The sequence below is a fragment of the Methanosarcina thermophila TM-1 genome (assembly GCF_000969885.1).
GTDB classification, from domain to species: Archaea; Halobacteriota; Methanosarcinia; order Methanosarcinales; family Methanosarcinaceae; genus Methanosarcina; species Methanosarcina thermophila.
On record NZ_CP009501.1, the window covers coordinates 2,130,208 to 2,148,731 of the forward strand.

15 protein-coding genes are annotated in these 18,524 nt (G+C 39.4%); 9 read left to right on the plus strand and 6 right to left on the minus strand.

Annotation, left to right across the window (positions count from 1 at the left end; all coding sequences use genetic code 11):
* Nucleotides 1-838: 838 nt before the first annotated feature.
* The 3 genes from MSTHT_RS09215 to mtaA form a co-directional block, all read right to left on the minus strand.
* Nucleotides 839-2,014: a GTP-binding protein gene (locus MSTHT_RS09215; protein WP_048167523.1), complete on the minus strand. Its 1,176-nt coding sequence runs from the start codon at nt 2,012-2,014 to the stop codon at nt 839-841.
* A 73-nt stretch (nt 2,015-2,087) separates the two neighbouring features.
* Complete coding sequence (locus MSTHT_RS09220; RefSeq protein ID WP_048167524.1) at nt 2,088-3,707, minus strand: methylamine methyltransferase corrinoid protein reductive activase; 1,620 nt, start codon at nt 3,705-3,707, stop codon at nt 2,088-2,090.
* 295 nt (nt 3,708-4,002) lie between these two features.
* On the minus strand, nt 4,003-5,022 hold the full coding sequence (gene mtaA / locus MSTHT_RS09225) for a methylcobamide:CoM methyltransferase MtaA (RefSeq protein WP_181952168.1): 1,020 nt from the start codon (nt 5,020-5,022) through the stop codon (nt 4,003-4,005).
* Between the two features lie 751 nt (nt 5,023-5,773).
* Here mtaA and MSTHT_RS15190 point away from each other — a divergent pair.
* The 3 genes from MSTHT_RS15190 to MSTHT_RS09240 are packed head-to-tail and all read left to right on the plus strand — an operon-like array spanning nt 5,774 to nt 9,192.
* Entirely contained in the window at nt 5,774-6,985 is a 1,212-nt protein-coding gene (locus MSTHT_RS15190; protein WP_048167526.1) for a CHASE4 domain-containing protein, read from the plus strand.
* Nucleotides 6,986-7,010: 25 nt separating this feature from the next.
* Nucleotides 7,011-8,846: a response regulator gene (locus MSTHT_RS15195; RefSeq protein WP_231588055.1), complete on the plus strand. Its 1,836-nt coding sequence runs from the start codon at nt 7,011-7,013 to the stop codon at nt 8,844-8,846.
* The gene (locus MSTHT_RS09240; RefSeq protein ID WP_048167527.1) at nt 8,818-9,192 is read left to right on the plus strand and encodes a response regulator; all 375 of its coding nucleotides are present in this window, start codon (nt 8,818-8,820) and stop codon (nt 9,190-9,192) included. Before MSTHT_RS15195 ends, MSTHT_RS09240 begins: the two co-directional genes overlap by 29 nt.
* 13 nt (nt 9,193-9,205) lie before the next feature.
* On the opposite strand, the gene MSTHT_RS09245 is transcribed toward MSTHT_RS09240, so the two are convergent.
* Nucleotides 9,206-9,991 carry a helix-turn-helix transcriptional regulator gene (locus MSTHT_RS09245; protein WP_048167528.1) on the minus strand — a complete coding sequence of 262 codons (786 nt, stop codon included), beginning with the start codon at nt 9,989-9,991 and terminating at the stop codon, nt 9,206-9,208.
* On the minus strand, nt 9,988-10,164 hold the full coding sequence (locus MSTHT_RS14540; RefSeq protein ID WP_156149741.1) for a hypothetical protein: 177 nt from the start codon (nt 10,162-10,164) through the stop codon (nt 9,988-9,990). The genes MSTHT_RS09245 and MSTHT_RS14540 overlap by 4 nt, the downstream gene beginning before the upstream one ends.
* 116 nt (nt 10,165-10,280) lie before the next feature.
* On the opposite strand from MSTHT_RS14540, the gene MSTHT_RS09250 reads away from it, so the two are divergent.
* Complete coding sequence (locus tag MSTHT_RS09250) at nt 10,281-11,249, plus strand: IS5 family transposase (protein WP_048167529.1); 969 nt, start codon at nt 10,281-10,283, stop codon at nt 11,247-11,249.
* A 768-nt stretch (nt 11,250-12,017) separates the two neighbouring features.
* Here the strand turns inward: MSTHT_RS09250 and MSTHT_RS09255 are convergent.
* Entirely contained in the window at nt 12,018-12,689 is a 672-nt protein-coding gene (locus MSTHT_RS09255) for a dihydrofolate reductase family protein (protein WP_048167530.1), read from the minus strand.
* 160 nt (nt 12,690-12,849) lie between these two features.
* On the opposite strand from MSTHT_RS09255, the gene MSTHT_RS09260 reads away from it, so the two are divergent.
* The 5 genes from MSTHT_RS09260 (at nt 12,850) to MSTHT_RS09280 (ending at nt 18,512) form a co-directional block, all read left to right on the plus strand.
* Nucleotides 12,850-13,761: an ABC transporter ATP-binding protein gene (locus tag MSTHT_RS09260; protein WP_048167531.1), complete on the plus strand. Its 912-nt coding sequence runs from the start codon at nt 12,850-12,852 to the stop codon at nt 13,759-13,761.
* Complete coding sequence (locus MSTHT_RS09265) at nt 13,754-15,007, plus strand: ABC transporter permease (RefSeq protein WP_231588056.1); 1,254 nt, start codon at nt 13,754-13,756, stop codon at nt 15,005-15,007. The genes MSTHT_RS09260 and MSTHT_RS09265 overlap by 8 nt, the downstream gene beginning before the upstream one ends.
* 697 nt (nt 15,008-15,704) lie before the next feature.
* Nucleotides 15,705-16,496, plus strand: coding sequence for a flavodoxin family protein (locus MSTHT_RS09270; protein WP_048167533.1), 792 nt, complete (start codon nt 15,705-15,707; stop codon nt 16,494-16,496).
* A 375-nt stretch (nt 16,497-16,871) separates the two neighbouring features.
* Nucleotides 16,872-17,066, plus strand: a complete 195-nt coding sequence (locus MSTHT_RS09275) for a hypothetical protein (protein WP_048167534.1) — start codon at nt 16,872-16,874, stop codon at nt 17,064-17,066.
* A gap of 834 nt (nt 17,067-17,900) precedes the next feature.
* Complete coding sequence (locus MSTHT_RS09280) at nt 17,901-18,512, plus strand: FmdE family protein (RefSeq protein ID WP_231588057.1); 612 nt, start codon at nt 17,901-17,903, stop codon at nt 18,510-18,512.
* Nucleotides 18,513-18,524: the final 12 nt, after the last annotated feature.

Consider the following 18,524-nt stretch of genomic DNA (forward strand, 5'->3'; position numbering starts at 1 on the left):
TTTTCTCTGCAAATGATCTTATAAAAAACAAGATTTTTTTTGTCCCCGTTGATCTAAACAATGGGATCAAAATTTACAGGGCAATTATTCTTCTATCAAGGAAATTCTTTATCGCAGAGGGTGAAGATATAGAGATTATTATTTTTAGCGCTGGAGGTTATCAAGTAGATTTGAATTTATTGATAATTTTAAAGCAGGCAAAAATAAGGTGATCAAAGTATAGTTTTGAAAGCATACAAATGAAATTGATATTCTTTTCAGTTTCCCCAGAGATAACCTGATTTTCTGGTTTCTGCAGAAAAATACATCAGAGCTTCTAAAATTTGGACCCTTTGATATTCTGGAGGCTTAATAACTTTGAGCTTTTTGCCGTTTTTTCAATCTTTTTTTAAACAGAAGTTAAACATTTCCCTTAAAGGTTATTCTGGTTCTGTCTTCAATTTTTTAATCAGGCTTCTATTGATCTATGTGATGTCCTGCTGTTAACCCAGAGTCAGATTCTTCATAATGTCTGAAAGATTACTTTTCTCTCGATCTGAGGGATCATCTTCAGGGCAAAAATCGATGATTATTTTATAGTATATAAAGTTTTTCTGCGGCAGGATGCAACTGCTCTGAACCGAGAACTTGTTTCCTTCGAGATCGTCGTACTTAAAAAACTGCGGTCACCTGGTTATATAACCTGACCTGCTTTTTCTGCTTTATAGTACAGTTACTCAAAAAAACCAGTTTACAGTTACTCAAGAAAACCAGTTAAAACTATGGCAATCAATTAAAATTACAAAGATTAGTTACACTATAAAAACAATCAAAAAAGGGCGTGAGAAAGTATTAACTTTCACTCACACGTTTCTTCGTCTTTGCCTTTTCTTTTAATATCCGAAAACCTCTGTGCATGCCCATGATTTCCAGGTTTATTATTCTCGTGATGCCCATGTTCATGATCATGGTTCAGCTTGGGTTTACTGACTTTTATTCCTCTTCTTTCAAAGACTTCCTCGACTGAACGGCTTACAGCTTCTTTAATGGCTCCATTCTCAACGTTTGAGATTGCTGAGAGAATTTTAAGTGTAGGGACAGCTCCTTCCTTTGACTTGATTATTTCTCCCTGGGGCTCCTCGTAATATATCGTAACACTCTGCTTCACGGTTTCTGATCCATTGTCCAGGAAGAGTTTGATATGTCCTACGAATTCGGGGTTTAGTTTCAGCACCTTTGCTTTTATCGTGTATATCAGTTCAGTTGTTAATTCCCTGGCAGCGTCAGTGCTAAGGTTCCCGTCTTCAACTTCAAATTCTGCAGAATAGCTGCCTACTTTTGAAGCCTCAATAGAACTTTCGGTCTCTTGCGGCGCAGAGGGTTCGGCTTCTTCAGTTACCTCAGCTTTCGGGAGTCTTTCGGACACTCCTTCAAGATCCGGGAGCACCATTCGCATGAAATTTTCAAATTTTTCGTCCATATCCTTTCCTGAAAGAAGAACTACTCTGGCATTCGGATTAAGCTGCTGCACCGATGCTTCAAGAATAGGAAGACGAATAGGCTCTATCAGGTCTACCTTGTTTATTCCCAGGATTTCCGCATCAATAATCTGCCTCATGGCAAAGTCTTTAACTTCTTTCATCAGGTACTTGAAACGGCTGCCGTCAATCAGGGTCACAAGGGGAGCAATTCTTACCTGCTCGCCAAGGTTCATGAGTTCAATTTCATCCCTGATTACGTGTGGGAAGGCAATGCCTGTGGGTTCGATCATCAGGATATCAGGTTTGTATTCCTTTGCAAGAAGAGTAACAGTAGTCCTTAATCCTACTTTCAGGGAACAGCAAATGCACCCGCTTGTGATCTCTTTCGTATCAAACCCGAATCTCTTTATAACGTCTCCATCAATCCCGATTTCGCCAATCTCGTTCACAATAATGGCAACTTTCTTCCCTCTTTCTGCCAGGTACTTGCCCATATTGATAATAGTGGTAGTTTTTCCGCTTCCCAGAAAACCCCCCACCACAATGACCTGCACGTTTTCTCCTCCCTTAGTCTTGCTTATTGCTTATTTTCCTTATTCGTTTTTACTCTCAATAAACTTGTCTTCTTTATTTTCCTGCCACTGTCAGGTTTTCCCATTTAAACCTATCACTTGGACAGGCGTGAAGGCAGCGCTGGCAGTTTGCGCCGTCACAGAGGTCAGTCCTTATTTTTACAAACCCGTTGTCTTCCATTCTAAGGGCTCCGGTAGGGCAGACCTTTACGCACTTACGGCAGCCTTCACATTCTCCAATTACCATTGTAAGGTAAGTTCCAACCCTTTCAAGTACCTCAAGCCCTTCTTCTCCGAGCTCGGGGATATCTCTTTCAACTCGACGATCAATTTTGAGAATATCAGAAGGTTCGCCGATCATGGGGAGTTTTTTCTTTTTCAAAAACTTCTGAAGCATCTTGAAAGACATACCCTCATTCCAGAAAGCAAGTTCCAGCAAATAAGCTTCCTTAAATGCCTCGGAGGTTGCAAACATCACATGGGTACCCACTATTTCCTTTGCAATCGCCTGCAGTTCCCAGAGCCTGTCTTCAGAAAGCAGGATCTCCCTGGCAATGGTAAGAGAAGTATTTCCTATCTGGGAAACATAACTCGCATTGTAAGGAATCATTCCTACCTTGTGAGCCTTTGCAGCGTCCATATAAGTGCCCGCAGCTCCTGACATGTGAGCAGCCTGCAGATCTTCCATTTCTATGCCTGCGGCTGCACAGAGAGTGATATGTCCGGCTCTGATCGCCCCTATTGCTCTCCCGGCTGCAATAAGGTCTTTATTCGTGAATTTTATCCCATCCTGCAGATGGATAACGCCATCCGGTGTTTGAATCTTTGGCAGCACAATGAGCTTATTTCTCATGCCCGTCTCTATAAGGGCAATGACTCCTGTACCTGTAATGCCCTTTGCAGTCAGTTCTCCTTTTTCAATAACTTCCCCGGTTTTAGGATTTACAAGGTCAGCTTTTTTGGTCTTCATGTCCCGGTCAAGTACATAGCAGCGCAGGTTTTCGCCCTCAAATTCAACGTCGCAAATTGTATGAGGAGAAGCAATAGACCCATATTCTATCTCCTGACCCTCAAGCGCAGGTCCTGCGGCAGCTGACCCGGTATATATAACGCCATTTGCTTTAAGAGCCATTTCTGCGTTTGTCCCGTAATCCGTTGCAATCGCTATCTCATTGTTCTCAATCATGCCTGCTTTTACAATAAGTGCAAGCGCATCGGCTCCGACCTCGTGTTTAATTGCTGGAGGCACAATCAATTTGCAGTTTACAGCCTCTTCAAAACCCTCAATTTCGGTCATAGGTATTATGCGTGCATCTCGATTCTGTTCTTCAATATGGTATTTTTGCTTTTTACGCTCACCTGCATATGCCAGATCTTCGATTGGAATGCCCTGGAATATAGAAAGCTGAATAGGGTTTCCGCAGATTGAAAATCTCTCCATTTCTGCCAGATCTACATTCAGTGCGGTCAGAATATTTTTTACGGCTGTTACCGAAAGTTCGTGAGCTTTATCAAGCCCATAATGAATTGCAAAATCAAGATGGTCCATCACATTTGCTCCGGGTAAGGGATTCCGCAGCGTTATGACCGTCTTTTTGATTTCGCCGCTATCCAGATCAATTTTCTGGGCTCTAAAACCGCTAGTACCCAGGTCAATTGCAACTCCAGTTCTCATACTTAACCTCCTTCAAAAAAAGTTTAAGATTTATTCTACCAGTATTTCAGACATATTCTATGTTTAATATATTTTAATAAGTTTTATACTGAATAAGCTATCAAGCTATTTATACTGAATCCTGTGTTCGGATAAGTCCTCCTGAACTCACAGTCTATAAAATCCTGGCTCTGGAGTACTCACTCCGCCTGTCAAAACAAGAAAAATAAAGTAGAGCACGATATCCAGAGGCTTTAAAGAATTAAGAGCTCAGGACTGTGCCCCTGAAAAAAATAAAGGGATTTTTAGTGCTTCTTCATGCGTAGTACTCATCTCTAGCTGCGACCAGTGCTTTGATATTTTCGAGAGGGGTCATAGGTGCAATACCACAGCCTGGTGCGAGTACATCAATTCCGCCTTCAAGAGCTTCTTTTGCTTCAGCTTTTATCTTGTCAATAGGTCCTGGCAGGAGAGTGAAAGGACTGGAAATGTTTCCTACTAATCTTGCTCTGTCTCCGATTACTTCCTTACCCTTCTTTGCGCTGCCTATTTTCTCTTCAACGCTGAGACCTTCGAAGCCGCAATCTGCCATGTCACTGAGAATCGGGTTAACATTTCCACAGATGTGGAGGACAGTTACTGAGTTCACACCTGAGGAGAACTTCTGCAGCCTTGGCTTGAGATACTGCCTGAAGGAGTCAGGGCTCATGAGATCAGGGGAAGCTACAGGGTCTGCAATGGCAATAACATCTGCGCCTGCTTCGACCATTGCATTTGCGTACATGATTGCAGCTTCAGTGGCAAGGTCCAGAGCCTGCTCGAAGAGATCAATCTTTTTAATGGACCACTTCATGAAGGATTTTACACTTACCAGGTCGGAGGCGACCGTAACCGGACCTTCCATACCGCCAATAATTGGCACGTCAGGACCTACTTTTTCCCTGATTATTTTTATGGCTTCGAGTACAACAGGGATTCTGCCTTTCTGCAGGAGGTCTGCAGGAATGGATGCGCCTTCAAGATCCTTGGGGTAGGGGTGACCTGTAACAGAAGGCTGCCTGTTCTTGGTACCCATGTTGATCTCACAGCCCATAGCTTCAACAAGAACGGTAAGACAATAGGGAATTCTTACAGCTTCGAGTCCGCTAAGCTCATAGTTGGCAATTGCCAGCTTTGCCATGAGTTCGGGGTTGGTGTGAGCTTCAGGCCAGGGAGCTCCGACTTTATCCATAAGTTCTACAATCCCGGTCTGGGTCACGGAGCAAACAGGTACTTTGTCAACTGGCTTGCCTTCAAGGGCAGCTAAAAGTCTCGTTTTGAGTGTAAATTCGCTCATAGTCATACCTTTTTTAGATTTTATCAATTGACTTATTTTATTATAATTTTATTGTCTATAATATTATACAGATTTTTCAATCCAAATATTTCATGCTCCGGACTGAGTGTCCATAACTTAGAAATACAGTAGAAATCACAGGTCTCGCCTGAGAAACCACAGTGCCTCTGGATTTCCTTCCTGCCTCTCCCTCTGGCAGGGATGAGAACAGCGGCAGTAGAAACAATTCTCAGGCTCCTTATGATTTCGTTAGAACGCGATATTTTTTTAGTTAACAACTTATAAAAGCTATTTGTCAAGAATTTTTTTTTGCTATTTTTTTGATAAATAAGGTCATAAATTTTGACCTCATAGTTCTATGCTCTATGCCAGCTAGATGCTCAAATTTTCTACCTTATTAAGATTATCTTCTTAAAATTCCGTTAGTGAATATACGAATAATATATGTTTTGAGATCAATTCTTTCTACTTATTCTTCTAAGATTAAAACGAATTTTAACCACATCTGCTATTTCAGACCTTTTTTCCGGCATACAAACTCCATAAGCTTTTATCTGGTAAAAAAAGAATCTATATCCATATCTATTCTTAAATATGGAGAAAATTATTTTGGTATGATCGTTTGAGAAAACTTTTAATAGATTATAATTTAATTTATTCTGTTAGTGTTGTCTTATAAACTTCCTGTAGATCTTATCCCAACCTTATCTCCAGACTCAGTTAACCCGAAACCTGTCATCGAGCTTAAAATATGAAAGTTAGTGGAAAGATCCTTGTTACCGTCTACGTTATCTTTGCTCTTCTCATTTCAGTTGTTATTCTTGCATCCCAGAGCATCCTCTATTCCAGTTTTTCCAATCTGCAGGAAAAAGAGGCAGCTGAAAATGTAGAAAGGGTAAAGGATATTATTGATCTCCAGGTTCTACACTTTGAAGGCATCAATTCTGCTCTTTCTTCAAGGGAGGATGTCAGAGCTTTAATGCTCAATCAGCACACTCAAAATCTCAGTGAGACTGCAGTAGATGAGATCTTTTCCGTTAGTGGTTGCGACTTCATTTTTCTGGTAAACAGTTCAGGGAATATTATGTATTCCAAAGTTTCGGATTCAGGAGTATCCAATAATGCTTCTATTCTTCCTGACATACTTCAGAGAATAGAAGATGGCAGTCTCCTCTGTAAAGAGGCTGAGACTCCTTTAAAAGGCATAGTCATGCTGGAAAACGAGCCTGCATTTATCTCCAGTCAACCTGTGCTTGCAGCGTCCGGAGATAACGAAATCTCAGGTACGATCATTCTTGGAAAAAAGTTTGATTCTAGTTTCCTTGAATCCATCCAGGAAAGTACAGGAAGTACGGTTACCCTTTATAATCTTAAAGCTTCTTCATTTGATTTCCAGCAGGCTCTTTTTGAAAGCAAAAATCCGAATTTCATGTATAATAAAACCGAAAACCGAGTTACAAGCTATTCTGTCATTAAAGATATTTCCGGAAGTCCGGCTTTTATAATCCAGTCTGACACCCCCAGCACAATCTATGCCGAGGGGCAGAAGTTTCTCCAGTACCTGGTATTTTTACTTTTGTTCGCAGGACTTATTACTGGGGCTAGTTTTAAGTTTCTTCTTGACAGGGAAGTGATATCCCGGATAGTCGCAATTGATAATTTTGTGAGAAAGGCGAGGACAGACGAGAATTTCTCTGAACGATTTTCTGTGGAAGGAAATGATGAACTCTCAAGGCTGTCTGAAGGAATAAACCAGACACTTGACCGCCTGAGAACTACTTCTGAGAAGTTCAAAGCTCAGGAACATGAAAAAATGTTGATTCTCGATTCTCTCACTGAACTTGTAGTCTTTATGGATTCCGAATTGAAAATAATCTGGCTGAATAAAGTGGCTCTTGACCACATGGGTATGAGGCTTGAAGACGTTATCGGGCGAAATTATAGGGATATATATACTATATAAAGAGAAACCAGGCAAATCTCCTGTATTGAGAGTATTGGAGTCCGGAAATGAAGAGTTCGGGGAAGTAGTCACCAGGGATGGGAAGACCTGGGCAGTTAGTGCAATTCCCATAAAGAATGAAGAAGGCAAGATTACCGGGATTCTGAAAACAGGTCTAGATATCACTACACATCGGCGTTCGGAAGAAAAATTGCTTCAGGCAAAACTTGAAGCTGAAGCCGCCAATAATACCAAAAGTGAATTTCTTGCAAACATGAGCCATGAGTTGAGAACACCTTTGAATTCCATTATAGGATTTTCGGATATTCTTCTTGAGAAGACTTTTGGCGAGCTTAATGAAAAGCAGTACAAATATGTACGCAATATTTCTACCAGTGGGAAGCATTTGCTGATGCTCATAAACGATATTCTTGACCTTTCAAAAGTAGAAGCCGGAAAAATGGAACTCCACTATAGTGAGTTTTCAATCAACTCCGTTTTAGAGGAGGTTAAAGCCGTTCTCTCTCCTCTTATGCAGGGAAAAGATCTTGAGGTGACTTTTAATATAGAACCCGACCTTACTACGCTAGAAGCCGACAGAGGTCGACTGATTCAGATACTTTACAACCTTATAAGCAATGCAATCAAATTTACCCCAGCCGGCGGAAAAGTCCTGATCTACTGCAAGAAAAGCGGCAATCGAGCGCTTATTTCAGTCATAGATACCGGTATAGGCATTTCTGCTGAAGATCAGCTAAAACTTTTCCAGCCCTTTACCCAACTTAGTAAGTCAGCAACCAAACAATATTGCGGCACAGGACTTGGACTTGCTCTTGTGAAGAAGCTCGTGCCCCTTCATCAGGGAGATATTTGGGTTGAGAGCGAGCCTGGGAAAGGCAGCAACTTTACCTTTGCGATTCCTCTCAGGAAACCCTTAGAGTTAAGAAAAGCCAAAGAGATAGAACTTGAGGATGTAATGATAGAGTTTGAGATGAGCAAAGCAGCAGCACTTTCAGTAAAAAAAAGCATGGAGGATTTGCAAGAAGAACTCGAGATGCCCGAAGTCCACTTACCTAGAGAGGGAGATTCTAAACAGGAACTTATTCTGGTAGTCGAAGATGACAAAAGCTCCAGTGAACTTCTCTCAGTTATTCTTAAGGACGAAGGATATAGTGTAGCTGCCCTTTATAGCGGAAAAAATGTTTTGAAGGTTGCAAAGAACTTGAAACCCGATATTATTACCCTGGATGTCTTCCTGCCGGACACTAACGGCTGGCTTGTTTTGAGGCAGTTGAAAAATGATCCTCACACAACTTCCATACCTGTGCTTATCATCTCCATGACTAATAACAACGAGCTTGGAATTACACTTGGAGCAACATACTCCTTTACAAAACCGATAAAAAGGGTTGAGCTGGTAAATGCCCTCAAAGAAATTACTAAGAAGTTCCGGTTCGAATCTCCTAAAGTTCTTATCGTGGATGATGATGAATATACTGTAGAACTGCTGAGCTCAATGATTGAGCCCGAAGGTTTTGAGGTTATCAAAGCTTACAGTGGAAGGGAAGGTCTACAAAAGCTCTTCTCAAACCCGCAGCCGGACATACTGATTGTTGACCTCATGATGTCGGAAGTCAGCGGGTTTGACCTGATATCCAGCATGAGAGCTGATATACGTACAAAAGATATTCCTCTTATTGTATGCACTTCCAGCGAACTTACCGGGAAGAATCTTGAAGAACTGAACAATGAACTGAAAGGTTACCTTATTTCTATTATGAAAAAGGGCACTTTCGGAAGAAAAGAATTAATTAATAGGATACAACAATTAGCTATGCTGAAGAGGCTTAATGATGAAGAAAATCCTTATTGTCGAAGATAATCCCATGAACATGGAACTGATTATGGATCTTCTGGAACTCTATGGGCACAGTATAACTAAAGCCGAAGATGGAATAAAGGCGCTTGAACGCCTTGCTGAAAAAAAGTTCGATCTTATTCTGCTAGATATGCAACTTCCAAAGATGGATGGGCTTGAAGTTCTCGATAGAATTAAGAAGAATCCTGCGACTGCAGATATCCCTGTGATAGCAGTTACGGCCCATGCTATGAAAGGCAGTGAGGAGCATTTCATAGAAATGGGCTGTGTGGACTATGTCTCCAAACCCATTGATATTCACAAATTCAGGGCTTTGATCAGTAAGTATCTGGACGAAGACTCATCCTGATTTCAAAAGGAGATTATAGTTTCTCCAGTCGTGTGGAAAGGTCTTTATAATACAAAAAGAGTTCTTCACACCATTTGAGTGCACTTTCATCAAAACTCATGAGCCGTTGATGATCGAACTTTCCTTTTTTGTCGAATAGCACAAGCGAGCAGAAACGTTCTGTCACCACGTTTTTGAGGGTTACATTTTTGTCACAGACATATATCTGAACATTTTCTGATTCCACAAGATATTTCAGATCTTTGTAGTAATCCTTTTTCATCCTGTCAAAAACGGGTTCTGTCAGGATAAGACATATTGTAGCTCCTTTCTCTACAAGTTCTAAATACATCTCAACGTGAAGAGGATTAAAATATGAAAGGAACATTTTTACATCTTTTGATTCCAAAAGATTCTTTTTAAAATCTTCAGGTAATTCAAAAAGTCGGTTAAGGTCGGCTTCAAGCATGTAATAGTTACCCAATTCATCAATCCTGTTAAGGAGATGCTCGGGAATTGCAGAAAAGTCATGATTTGTCCAATAATCATAATTTTCCTCAAAAACTCTTACAGTATTCAGTAGAGGCTCCATTTTTTCGACTACTATCTCTCCCATCTCGGAGAGCCTATAGGTATTTCTCTCGTCCTGTACTATTAGGCGCCCTTCTTTTAACTTTTTGATCTGGGGCATGATTGATGTCGAATTGACATTGAGGGCTGTTTTTATTTCATCCCCTGTTTTAGGTCCCTCTTCCAGCAGGAGTAATACATCTTTCCTTTTTTCTGAAAGAAATGCCAGATCAATAAGTGATACCTTCATTCTATTCCATCTCCCCAGGAAGTTTTAGGTATAAAGAGATACTTCTCCTTTATTTCTATCAGAAAGCAGTCTGAGTTAGCAAAAATTCTCTCTTCCTCCAGAAGAACTTTGAAGGAACTTCTCGCAGTTATTACTGCGCTACTTTCCAATTGATCCTTTATATCTTTTTCCAAAAAGGGCTCTGTAGAAATCCTCTAAATTCTGTTTTTACCCAAAAATTATAAAAATAAAATTGTAAAAATGCTCCTTAATTTTTTTGTCCACACAAAAAACAAAGGAGCAATTGCTATTGTCATCAAATAAGTATATTAAATTTATTGATCTCAGTCTTAAAACGGTTCAGTCTTCCAGACTGAACCTTTACTCCTGCAAATATTCCAAACGTGTTTATACTCAACATCAGCTTCTTGTTCTTGTTTTATTGAAGGAGTATATAAGTACAGACTACCGTGACTTTGTAGAACTTGTTGACCTCATGAACAGTATAAAGGAAAAACTTGACCTTGATAAGGTTCCTCATTACACTACTCTTCAAAAGTTTGTGTCCAGAATTCCCTCTTCATTGTTTAACCTAATTTTGTCAAAAACTCTAAAACTATTTTACTCACATGGAGAAAAAGTTCTCATTACGGCAATTGATGCAACAGGATTTACGAGTTCTTATGCAAGTCATTATTATTCTAAGAGAACAGGGAAGCTCCGAAGGAGCTTCCTTAAAACTTCAATATCAGTAGACACTATTAAAAAAGTAATATTAGGATGGAAAATTAGCCAAAAAACAGATCATGATGTCAAGCATGCAAAGACTCTGATAAGACAATCAAACAAGTCAAGAAAGTCTCAATGTTATGTGATGGATAAAGGATATGATTCCGAAGAAATTCATACTCTAATAAGAGAAGAGATAAAAGCAGATTCAATAGTACCTTTGAGAGAAAGAAAAAGAAAGAGAATAAACGGAAAATATAGAAAACAATTAAACAAAGACTTTGATAAGATCAAATACAATAGAAGGAATATAGTAGAGACAATAATATCTGTTGTAAAAAGAAAATTTGGAGAAACATTAAGAGCAAGAAAGGTTAGAAATCAAGTAAAAGAAGTAAAAGTTAAACTAATAGTCTATAATATAAACAAAAAAGTAATACAATTATTATGGATTAAATTAAGGATTTCTACAGAGCCCCAAAAAGCATTTATTTTTTTTAAGTTAAATGCTTTTTTTTCAGTCCTTCCTGCTTCTATTCTATCTTTTTAAAAGCTCTTTTCCAAATTAATCTTTTTTTATTCTCAGACTTCTTCCCTCAGGTTGCTTTCAGGATTACTTTTTGCCAGATCGATTGTCCCTACGATCCCTCACATTTTTGAATCCTAAGCAATACGGGATTCATAAATTCAGGCACTAAGTTCTCTACAGCAGATTTTACTGCCTTTATACTGGTTTTCTAGAAATTTTTGATCAGCTAATAAATATAGGGCAACTCATTTATTACTTCTGGATTATACTTTTCAGGGCACTTTGCAACAAAAGCTTTTTAAAAGCATTTTTTGAGAACAGGATTTCTAAGGACACTTCATAGATTTCCGGCTTTACGCATGAATTCATTCAGAAGTTTGTTCTCAAATACATTCTCTCCGGAAAAGAAGTGACGTCTTCGGATTATTTCCTCCTATTTTTATTCCCCCCTATTTATAATTTCCTTTTTATCGTCATCAGTTTCCGCATTGTACCGAAAAGGACACAAAAAAGATTCGTCTGAACCCTATCTGGAAAATTTTTATAGAAAAAAACTTTCCATAAAAACTTTTGTCAAAAGTTCTTGATTTTTCTCTCTTTCTTATGTAGAGGAGAGCAGGTAGATTATCTTGATGCCTTTTTTTCCAGGGCAAAGATGCCTCACGGGAGGATCTCTTTAGGGGAGGGGAATTCCCAGAGACTTTAATATCTACAGACAGGATTTTGTCAACCCCTCCAATACGGCATAAGAACCTTTAAAGACCTGTATTAAAACTGCGTACTCAGATTTCATTCTTTCAAAACTCGGTAGACAAGGTGCACGCACTGCTTTTCTACAATTTGATTTTTCAAGAGTTCAAGTCGTATATCACTTTTCTCCAGGGTTCTGAAGAGATTTGTCCCGTTTTTCCCTACAATCACAGGGTTAATAATCAGGCTGATTTCTTCAACGAGCCCGTGCTCGAGCAATATACTGTTAAGAACCCCACCACTGTCCGAAGCTATAAGTTCGAACCCATACCTTTCGTTTGCAATTTCCAGTGCATGCCTGATATTTACGCGGTCTGCTCCGGCTCGGATAAAGTCATAATTCCTCTCTTTGAGATAATTAATGTAGCCTTCAGGAGTCTTTTCCGAGACGAGAACAATTACATCTTTGCCGTAATCGGAACGCCTGAAAACGTGCAATAATCCTTCAAGAATTCCTCTTGAGTCTGCAATCAACCAGTACGCTCTGGGATCATCAGGCTGGATCTCAGGCTTCCTGAAATCCGATTCCTCTTCAGGCGGAATTGTTTCACAGAAAAATTGGGTTCCGGTTTTTGCAGTGTTCGAACCGACTATTATGGCATCGGGCAGATAACTGCTCAGGAGTTTATAGTGAATATCAAGATTTGCTTCGAAGCCTGTGGTGGAGCCATCGAGACTTATACTGTTGTGAACGATTAATTTCGGTATCATATTATCTCCTGAATTTCCTTATTTCTCTCTAGTTGAGTTCCATTAATCTCTTTAATGCCGGACAGTTACTTTAATTAAATGGCGAATGAGCTTTTGCTTCCATTAGAGTTTTCAATAATATCGAATAAACTTATTTTATATTGGAATGTATTTAATCTGGATGCATACTGTGGAATTTCAAAGCGTATCAAAGTCCTTCTCAGAAAAGAGTATCGTTAAAGATATTTCGTTTTCAATAAGGCAGGGTGAGATTTTCGGGCTTCTTGGTCCAAACGGGGCAGGAAAGACAACACTTATCAGGCTTCTTCTTGACATTATCAAGCCGGACACCGGGAAAATAAATGTCTTTGGGGAACTCCTTAACCCGGCTGCAAAGAACAGGATAGGATATCTTCCTGAAGAAAGGGGACTGTACAGAAAAACAGGACTTCTGGAGATGCTGGTCTATCTTGCACAACTTAAAGGCATGCCCAAAAAACAGGCACATTTAAACGCCGAATCCCTGCTTAAATCCCTGGATTTCTATCAATATAAGAATAAAAAAGTTGAAGAACTTTCCAAAGGGATGCAGCAGCAAATCCAGTTTCTTTCTGCGATTATCCATGACCCTGAACTTATAATTCTTGACGAACCCTTTTCAGGGCTTGATCCCGTGAATACGAAGATCGTTAAAAATAAGATCCTGGACCTCAGGGCAGCAGGAAAAACAGTAATCCTTTCCACACACATGATGGAGCAAGCCCAGACCCTCTGTAACAGGATTCTTATGCTCAATAAAGGTAGGAGAGTACTTTACGGCACTGTGGAAGAAATCAGGAGGGAACATGGAAGGAACTCTCTGATAGTAGAATTTGCGGAAAAAGAAGATTTAAACGCAATTAGGGAGATTTCAGGTATAAAAAAAATAACAGAATCCGGAAAATTGATTGAAATCTTTCCAGAAACGGGAATAAATACACAAATCCTGCTTGAAGAACTTGTTCGGAGAGCAAACATCCTTCGTTTTGAGCAAGCACTTCCTTCTTTGAATGATATTTTTATTGAGACTCTGGAGAGTGCTCTCAATGAATGACTTCTCCGAAAAAACCTTCATTATTGCAAGGCACGAGTTCTTGAAGACAATCAAGCGTAAAGAATTTCTCTTTATGACTTTCCTCTTTCCTCTCCTACTTATGGGGATCAGTCTCCTTCCAGCAATAGTCTCAGAAGCGACTCCGGCTGAAGACCAGAAAGTAGGTTATATTGATATGACTGACACCTTCGAATTTCCGGAATCTGTCCGAAATGAGGGTATTTCTCTGAGACCTTCTGAGGCAGAAACCTCAGTTATTGAATTTGTAAAGTATAATGAAATCTCCGAAGCGAGGCAGGCTTTACAGACGGGCCTGATTTCTTCTTATCTTATTATCCCCGAAAATTTTCTTGAGACCGGGACAATAGAACTATATAGCCTCAAAAAAGAAGCGCCTGTGCCAGACATTGAACTGTCGGCCGAGATCTCAGATATTGTTATTACCTCCCTCCTTAAGGACAAAGTTGATGAGCTCATTCTCAACAGAGTTCGAGACCCGGTTAACATGAAGTTTTATAATGTAGGGGAAGATGGAGAACCCTCTGAACAAGGGCTTACCGAAATGCTTGCCAGCTTTGGACTTCCTATTCTTACAGCCTTTCTCCTCCTTTTCAGTATTTTCTCTTCGTCCGGATTTCTGCTTCGTGGCGTTGCCGAAGAAAAAGAGAACCGAATAATCGAAATCTTGCTTTCCTCTGCTACCCCTTCCGAAATTCTTACAGGCAAAATAGCAGGCCTTGGTGCAGTCGGTCTCTTGCAGATTCTCATCTGGCTTGCGGCAATAGTGTTTGGGAGTGGGTATGCCCTTCCTGTAAATATCGAACCTTTTACTCTCTTACTCGCTCTCATCTACTTCGTGCTCGGTTTCATCTTTTTTGCCAGTTTAATGGCAGGAATCGGAGCGATAACGAGTTCTCTTCAGGAGAGCCAGCAGGTTGCAGGAATTTTGACGTTTACAGCCGCAACTCCTCTCATATTCATGCAGCCACTCCTTACAAGTCCAGACAGTCCATTTTCAGTTTTTCTTTCCCTCTTTCCTCTTACCTCGCCAGTAGCCATGCTTGCCAGAATGGGAGTTACAGCTGTGCCTATCTATCAGATCCTTGCCAGCATATTAATTCTATTTGTCTCGGTGCATGGAGTGATTCTGCTCTCCAGCCGGCTTTTCAGGGTTTACCTGCTGATGTATGGAAAAAGGCCTAGGCTGCGGGAAATCCTGAAAAATATTAAAGCAGGAAGCAAGTAATCAGATAAGCTTCGAGTACTCTAGATGGTATCAGAGCCTGCTATAATTGAAAGAAAAAGTCAAAGGCTTATTAATGAAAGAAGGAACTCAAGAATCCGGACTCGCTGAAAACTGCTAAGAACAATGCCACAGGCTAATGATTGAGTCCAACTCGCGAGACAAAAATCAGGTAAACGAGGTCTACTGACATAGATATCTGACACTACGTAAAGAATTAAACATTCTATCGTTAATTTTTTATAATATTAGTTATATAGTAATAATTGGTTCATAAGGGAGTGCTATGGAATGAAGGAAATACCGGACAGCTTAAAAACTGATCCAGTAACGAACTTCGTTTACATAGACCCTTATGAGCCACCTCACTGATTTACCCAGCGCTTAAATCAATAAATTGTGTTTTTCTCAAGTTTTTATTTTCTGATTTTCGTCACTAATTTTCATCGCTGATTTTCATCTCTGATTTTCATCTTTGCTGTAAATCTAGCAATCTCCCTTTTCTACAGAGCTACATGGGTACTTTATTGCAGATATTCCTACCAATGTAAAGACGTTGAAAGCATATAGAGAAATTATATTTACTTTCCCTTGCAGATTTCTTGAGTCTGGCAACTGTTAGAATCGGGAACTATTTTAACATTATATAGACGATTTTCAGGTAGCATAGATTATAATATAGAAGGAATGTGCCTAAGTTATGAGAATCCTGGTTATCATGGGGAGCCCACGAAAAAGCAATACCTATAGAGCGGCAAGGAAAATTGAAGAATACATGCAGTCTATGGACAACGTTGAATTCGAATACCTGATGCTCAAAGATGCAAACCTGTTGCAGTGCCGGGGCTGTTATGTCTGTCTTGCAAAGGGTGAAGAGTATTGTCCATGTAAAGATGAAGCTCCCCTTATCGAACAAAAGATGCATGCCGCCGATGGCGTGATCTTTGCTTCACCTGTTTATGGTATGAATATTTCTGCACTCATGAAAACCTTTGTTGATCGCTTCTCTTATATTTTCCACCGACCCCGTTTTCTTGATAAAAAAGCTCTTCTTCTCTCCACTACAGGCGCTGTGGGTCTTAAGGAGGTTCTCGATTACCTTAAACTGGTAGCTGGTATATGGGGTTTTGAGGTATCTCAAAGTATTGGTCTTATAACTCCCCCAGGTATGATCTCCAAAAAACAAGAGCAGGAAAATAACCGGAAACTTGAAAAAGCTGCACTTGAGTACTACAATTCCTTCCAGAAAAAGCGGCGCTCTCCGGGACTTAAAGATGTACTGATTTTTCGTGCGCAAAAGGCAAGTTTTGGCAAACCTGGGTACACTGGTTCTGCTGATTATGCTTACTGGAAAGAAAAAGGCTGGCTCAACCCGGAAGCAAAGTATTACGTGGATGTCCCTGTTAATCCTGTTTACAATGCCATTGGCTGGATCTCTGAACAGATGATAAGAAGGAAAATGGAAAAAGAGATAGCTGAATTAAGAGAATAAACTCTTTCTTTTTTAAAATTCCTGCAGAGATGTAGGATATAATATCCCAGGCTTTAAATTCAAGAATTTAATATAAAATCATCTTCTTGTCTTTTTAGGAAATAATTTGTAATTTATTCTTTAAATACCTCAAAATACAATAAAAATTACATTATTAATATTTAATTATTTTTTGATTTTAAAACATTTTCTGTGAAAACAACTTTTGTTAAGAAACAATTTTTCGTATAATTAATTTAAAATAACAATCGGGACATTGTATAATATAACGGGAGCAAACAGGTCAAAGAGAGTGAGAAAATCGGTATGGTATGTGAGTAAAAGACTGTCTGGAAGGAGTTGATTCTACTCCGAGTATACTTGAGGGGGTATAGCTTGGAAGACGGCACAGATACGGAGAGAAATACAACTCTTTCTGGAGTTCCTCCTGTGTGCGATAAAAATGCCCGGAAAAGGTATATTCCATTCCGAAATAAACTTGATGGGAGTATATATTGGAGCGACTGTATTGGGGGCTACAGTAAGCAGGAATATACCTCTTCCGGCGCTCCTTCAATCTTTTGTCAATAATCTTCTTTCCTTGTAAATAATCTTTTTTCCAGTATTATGATTCTAATTAATCAAACCTTAACCTGTAGTTAGAATTTTGTGCTCTTTTAAACTCTCAAATTCCTTTTTGAAGCCTTGCTATGCCTGCACAGTTATAGCTTGCATAGATATATACACTTATAAATAGACAGGCAAATTCAAGAACTCTTTATTGTTTAGATTTTCTCTTCTTTCAATTTAATAAAAATAGATTCTTTCTTTACTTTTTTAACTCTGCTTATTAATAAAAATGGTTCGAAATCCTTTATTTTCTAAAGGCGCTACCCAGTATAATGATTCTTCCGAGGAGATTTGTAAACACCTAAATTTGATCTTTTTATGACCTCGTAAAATAGGTCTAGTAAAACAGGTCTATATAAGTAACTCTGCCGATAAAGACATTTTTCAGCCATCTTTTAAGTTTTATTTATTTCTTCGTACCCTCCCATGAAAAGTTTCTTCATCGATAATTTTATAAATCACCTGTTTATATGATTTTAACCACAGTAAAGTATCATGATTAATTATTGATATATAGATCCTAACATATCCTGAAATTCAGGTATGGGACTGTATGTTGTCCTATACTTTTGCCTCAGGCTGAATTTTTAGGGAGTTGGATCTATCGACCCAGCCCTGTAAAATTGGCTGATTTTCCCATCAAAAAATAATTAAAGATATGTTGCTTTCACTCTGTTATGTTGACTTCTACATAACCTGATACATCGGATCCCTACACCTTTTGGCAGATTTTGCCCGAATTTTCGTATTTATCAGCGTTATGTTTGAATATATATAACGGTCAGATTCACGGCGGTGCATACATTGCAAAAAAATTCACCTGAAGAAAAACAACGAATGGAGACAATCCTGGAGCAAGTAACAGACCCTGAGTTGCTTTCCCAAATTGAAAGAGTAGTTTCCTTTCATGGTTTCCTTACCTCTGGGGCATTAATTGGCATTCAGATGCTCAATATTGCAAGGAGGGAGCTCGATATCCAGAGTGGGGAACGTATATACGTGACCTGCGAAACGAAAAGCTGCATGCCTGATTCGTTTCAAATCCTTGCAGGAGCCACCATCGGGAATAACGGATTGAAGATTAATAATCTGGGAAAAATGGCAGTTACGGTAAACAAACAGGCGCCTGAAGGAGTGAACAGCATTAAAGGCATCCGAATAATCCTCGATCCTGAGAAGACTAAAGCCTATCCTAAGCTCCATGCCTGGTACCTTAATACTGAAAAATTTCCTCATGTAGAGATTGTGCCTATCCTCCTAGAGGCAGGAGAAAAAGTGTATTCCTGGAAACTTGTAGACGTAGAAGTTCCAGTCCGGCAGAAAAAGCGTATACAGTGTTGTAAAAATTGCAATGAGATGTTCGTTCAGCATGACAATGAAGTTTTGTGCGGCGCATGCACAGAATAACGTAAAGAGGTA

What these genes read in the sequence shown, in the direction of transcription:
- MSTHT_RS09265 (WP_231588056.1), top strand. Translation starts at nt 13,754, where the DNA reads ATGAATGACTTCTCCGAAAAAACCTTCATTATTGCAAGGCACGAGTTC.
- MSTHT_RS09240 (WP_048167527.1), top strand. Translation starts at nt 8,818, where the DNA reads ATGAAGAAAATCCTTATTGTCGAAGATAATCCCATGAACATGGAACTG.
- MSTHT_RS09245 (WP_048167528.1), bottom strand. Translation starts at nt 9,991, where the DNA reads ATGAAGGTATCACTTATTGATCTGGCATTTCTTTCAGAAAAAAGGAAA.
- mtaA (WP_181952168.1), bottom strand. Translation starts at nt 5,022, where the DNA reads ATGAGCGAATTTACACTCAAAACGAGACTTTTAGCTGCCCTTGAAGGC.
- MSTHT_RS09255 (WP_048167530.1), bottom strand. Translation starts at nt 12,689, where the DNA reads ATGATACCGAAATTAATCGTTCACAACAGTATAAGTCTCGATGGCTCC.
- MSTHT_RS09270 (WP_048167533.1), top strand. Translation starts at nt 15,705, where the DNA reads ATGAGAATCCTGGTTATCATGGGGAGCCCACGAAAAAGCAATACCTAT.
- MSTHT_RS09260 (WP_048167531.1), top strand. Translation starts at nt 12,850, where the DNA reads ATGCATACTGTGGAATTTCAAAGCGTATCAAAGTCCTTCTCAGAAAAG.
- MSTHT_RS09220 (WP_048167524.1), bottom strand. Translation starts at nt 3,707, where the DNA reads ATGAGAACTGGAGTTGCAATTGACCTGGGTACTAGCGGTTTTAGAGCC.
- MSTHT_RS15190 (WP_048167526.1), top strand. Translation starts at nt 5,774, where the DNA reads ATGAAAGTTAGTGGAAAGATCCTTGTTACCGTCTACGTTATCTTTGCT.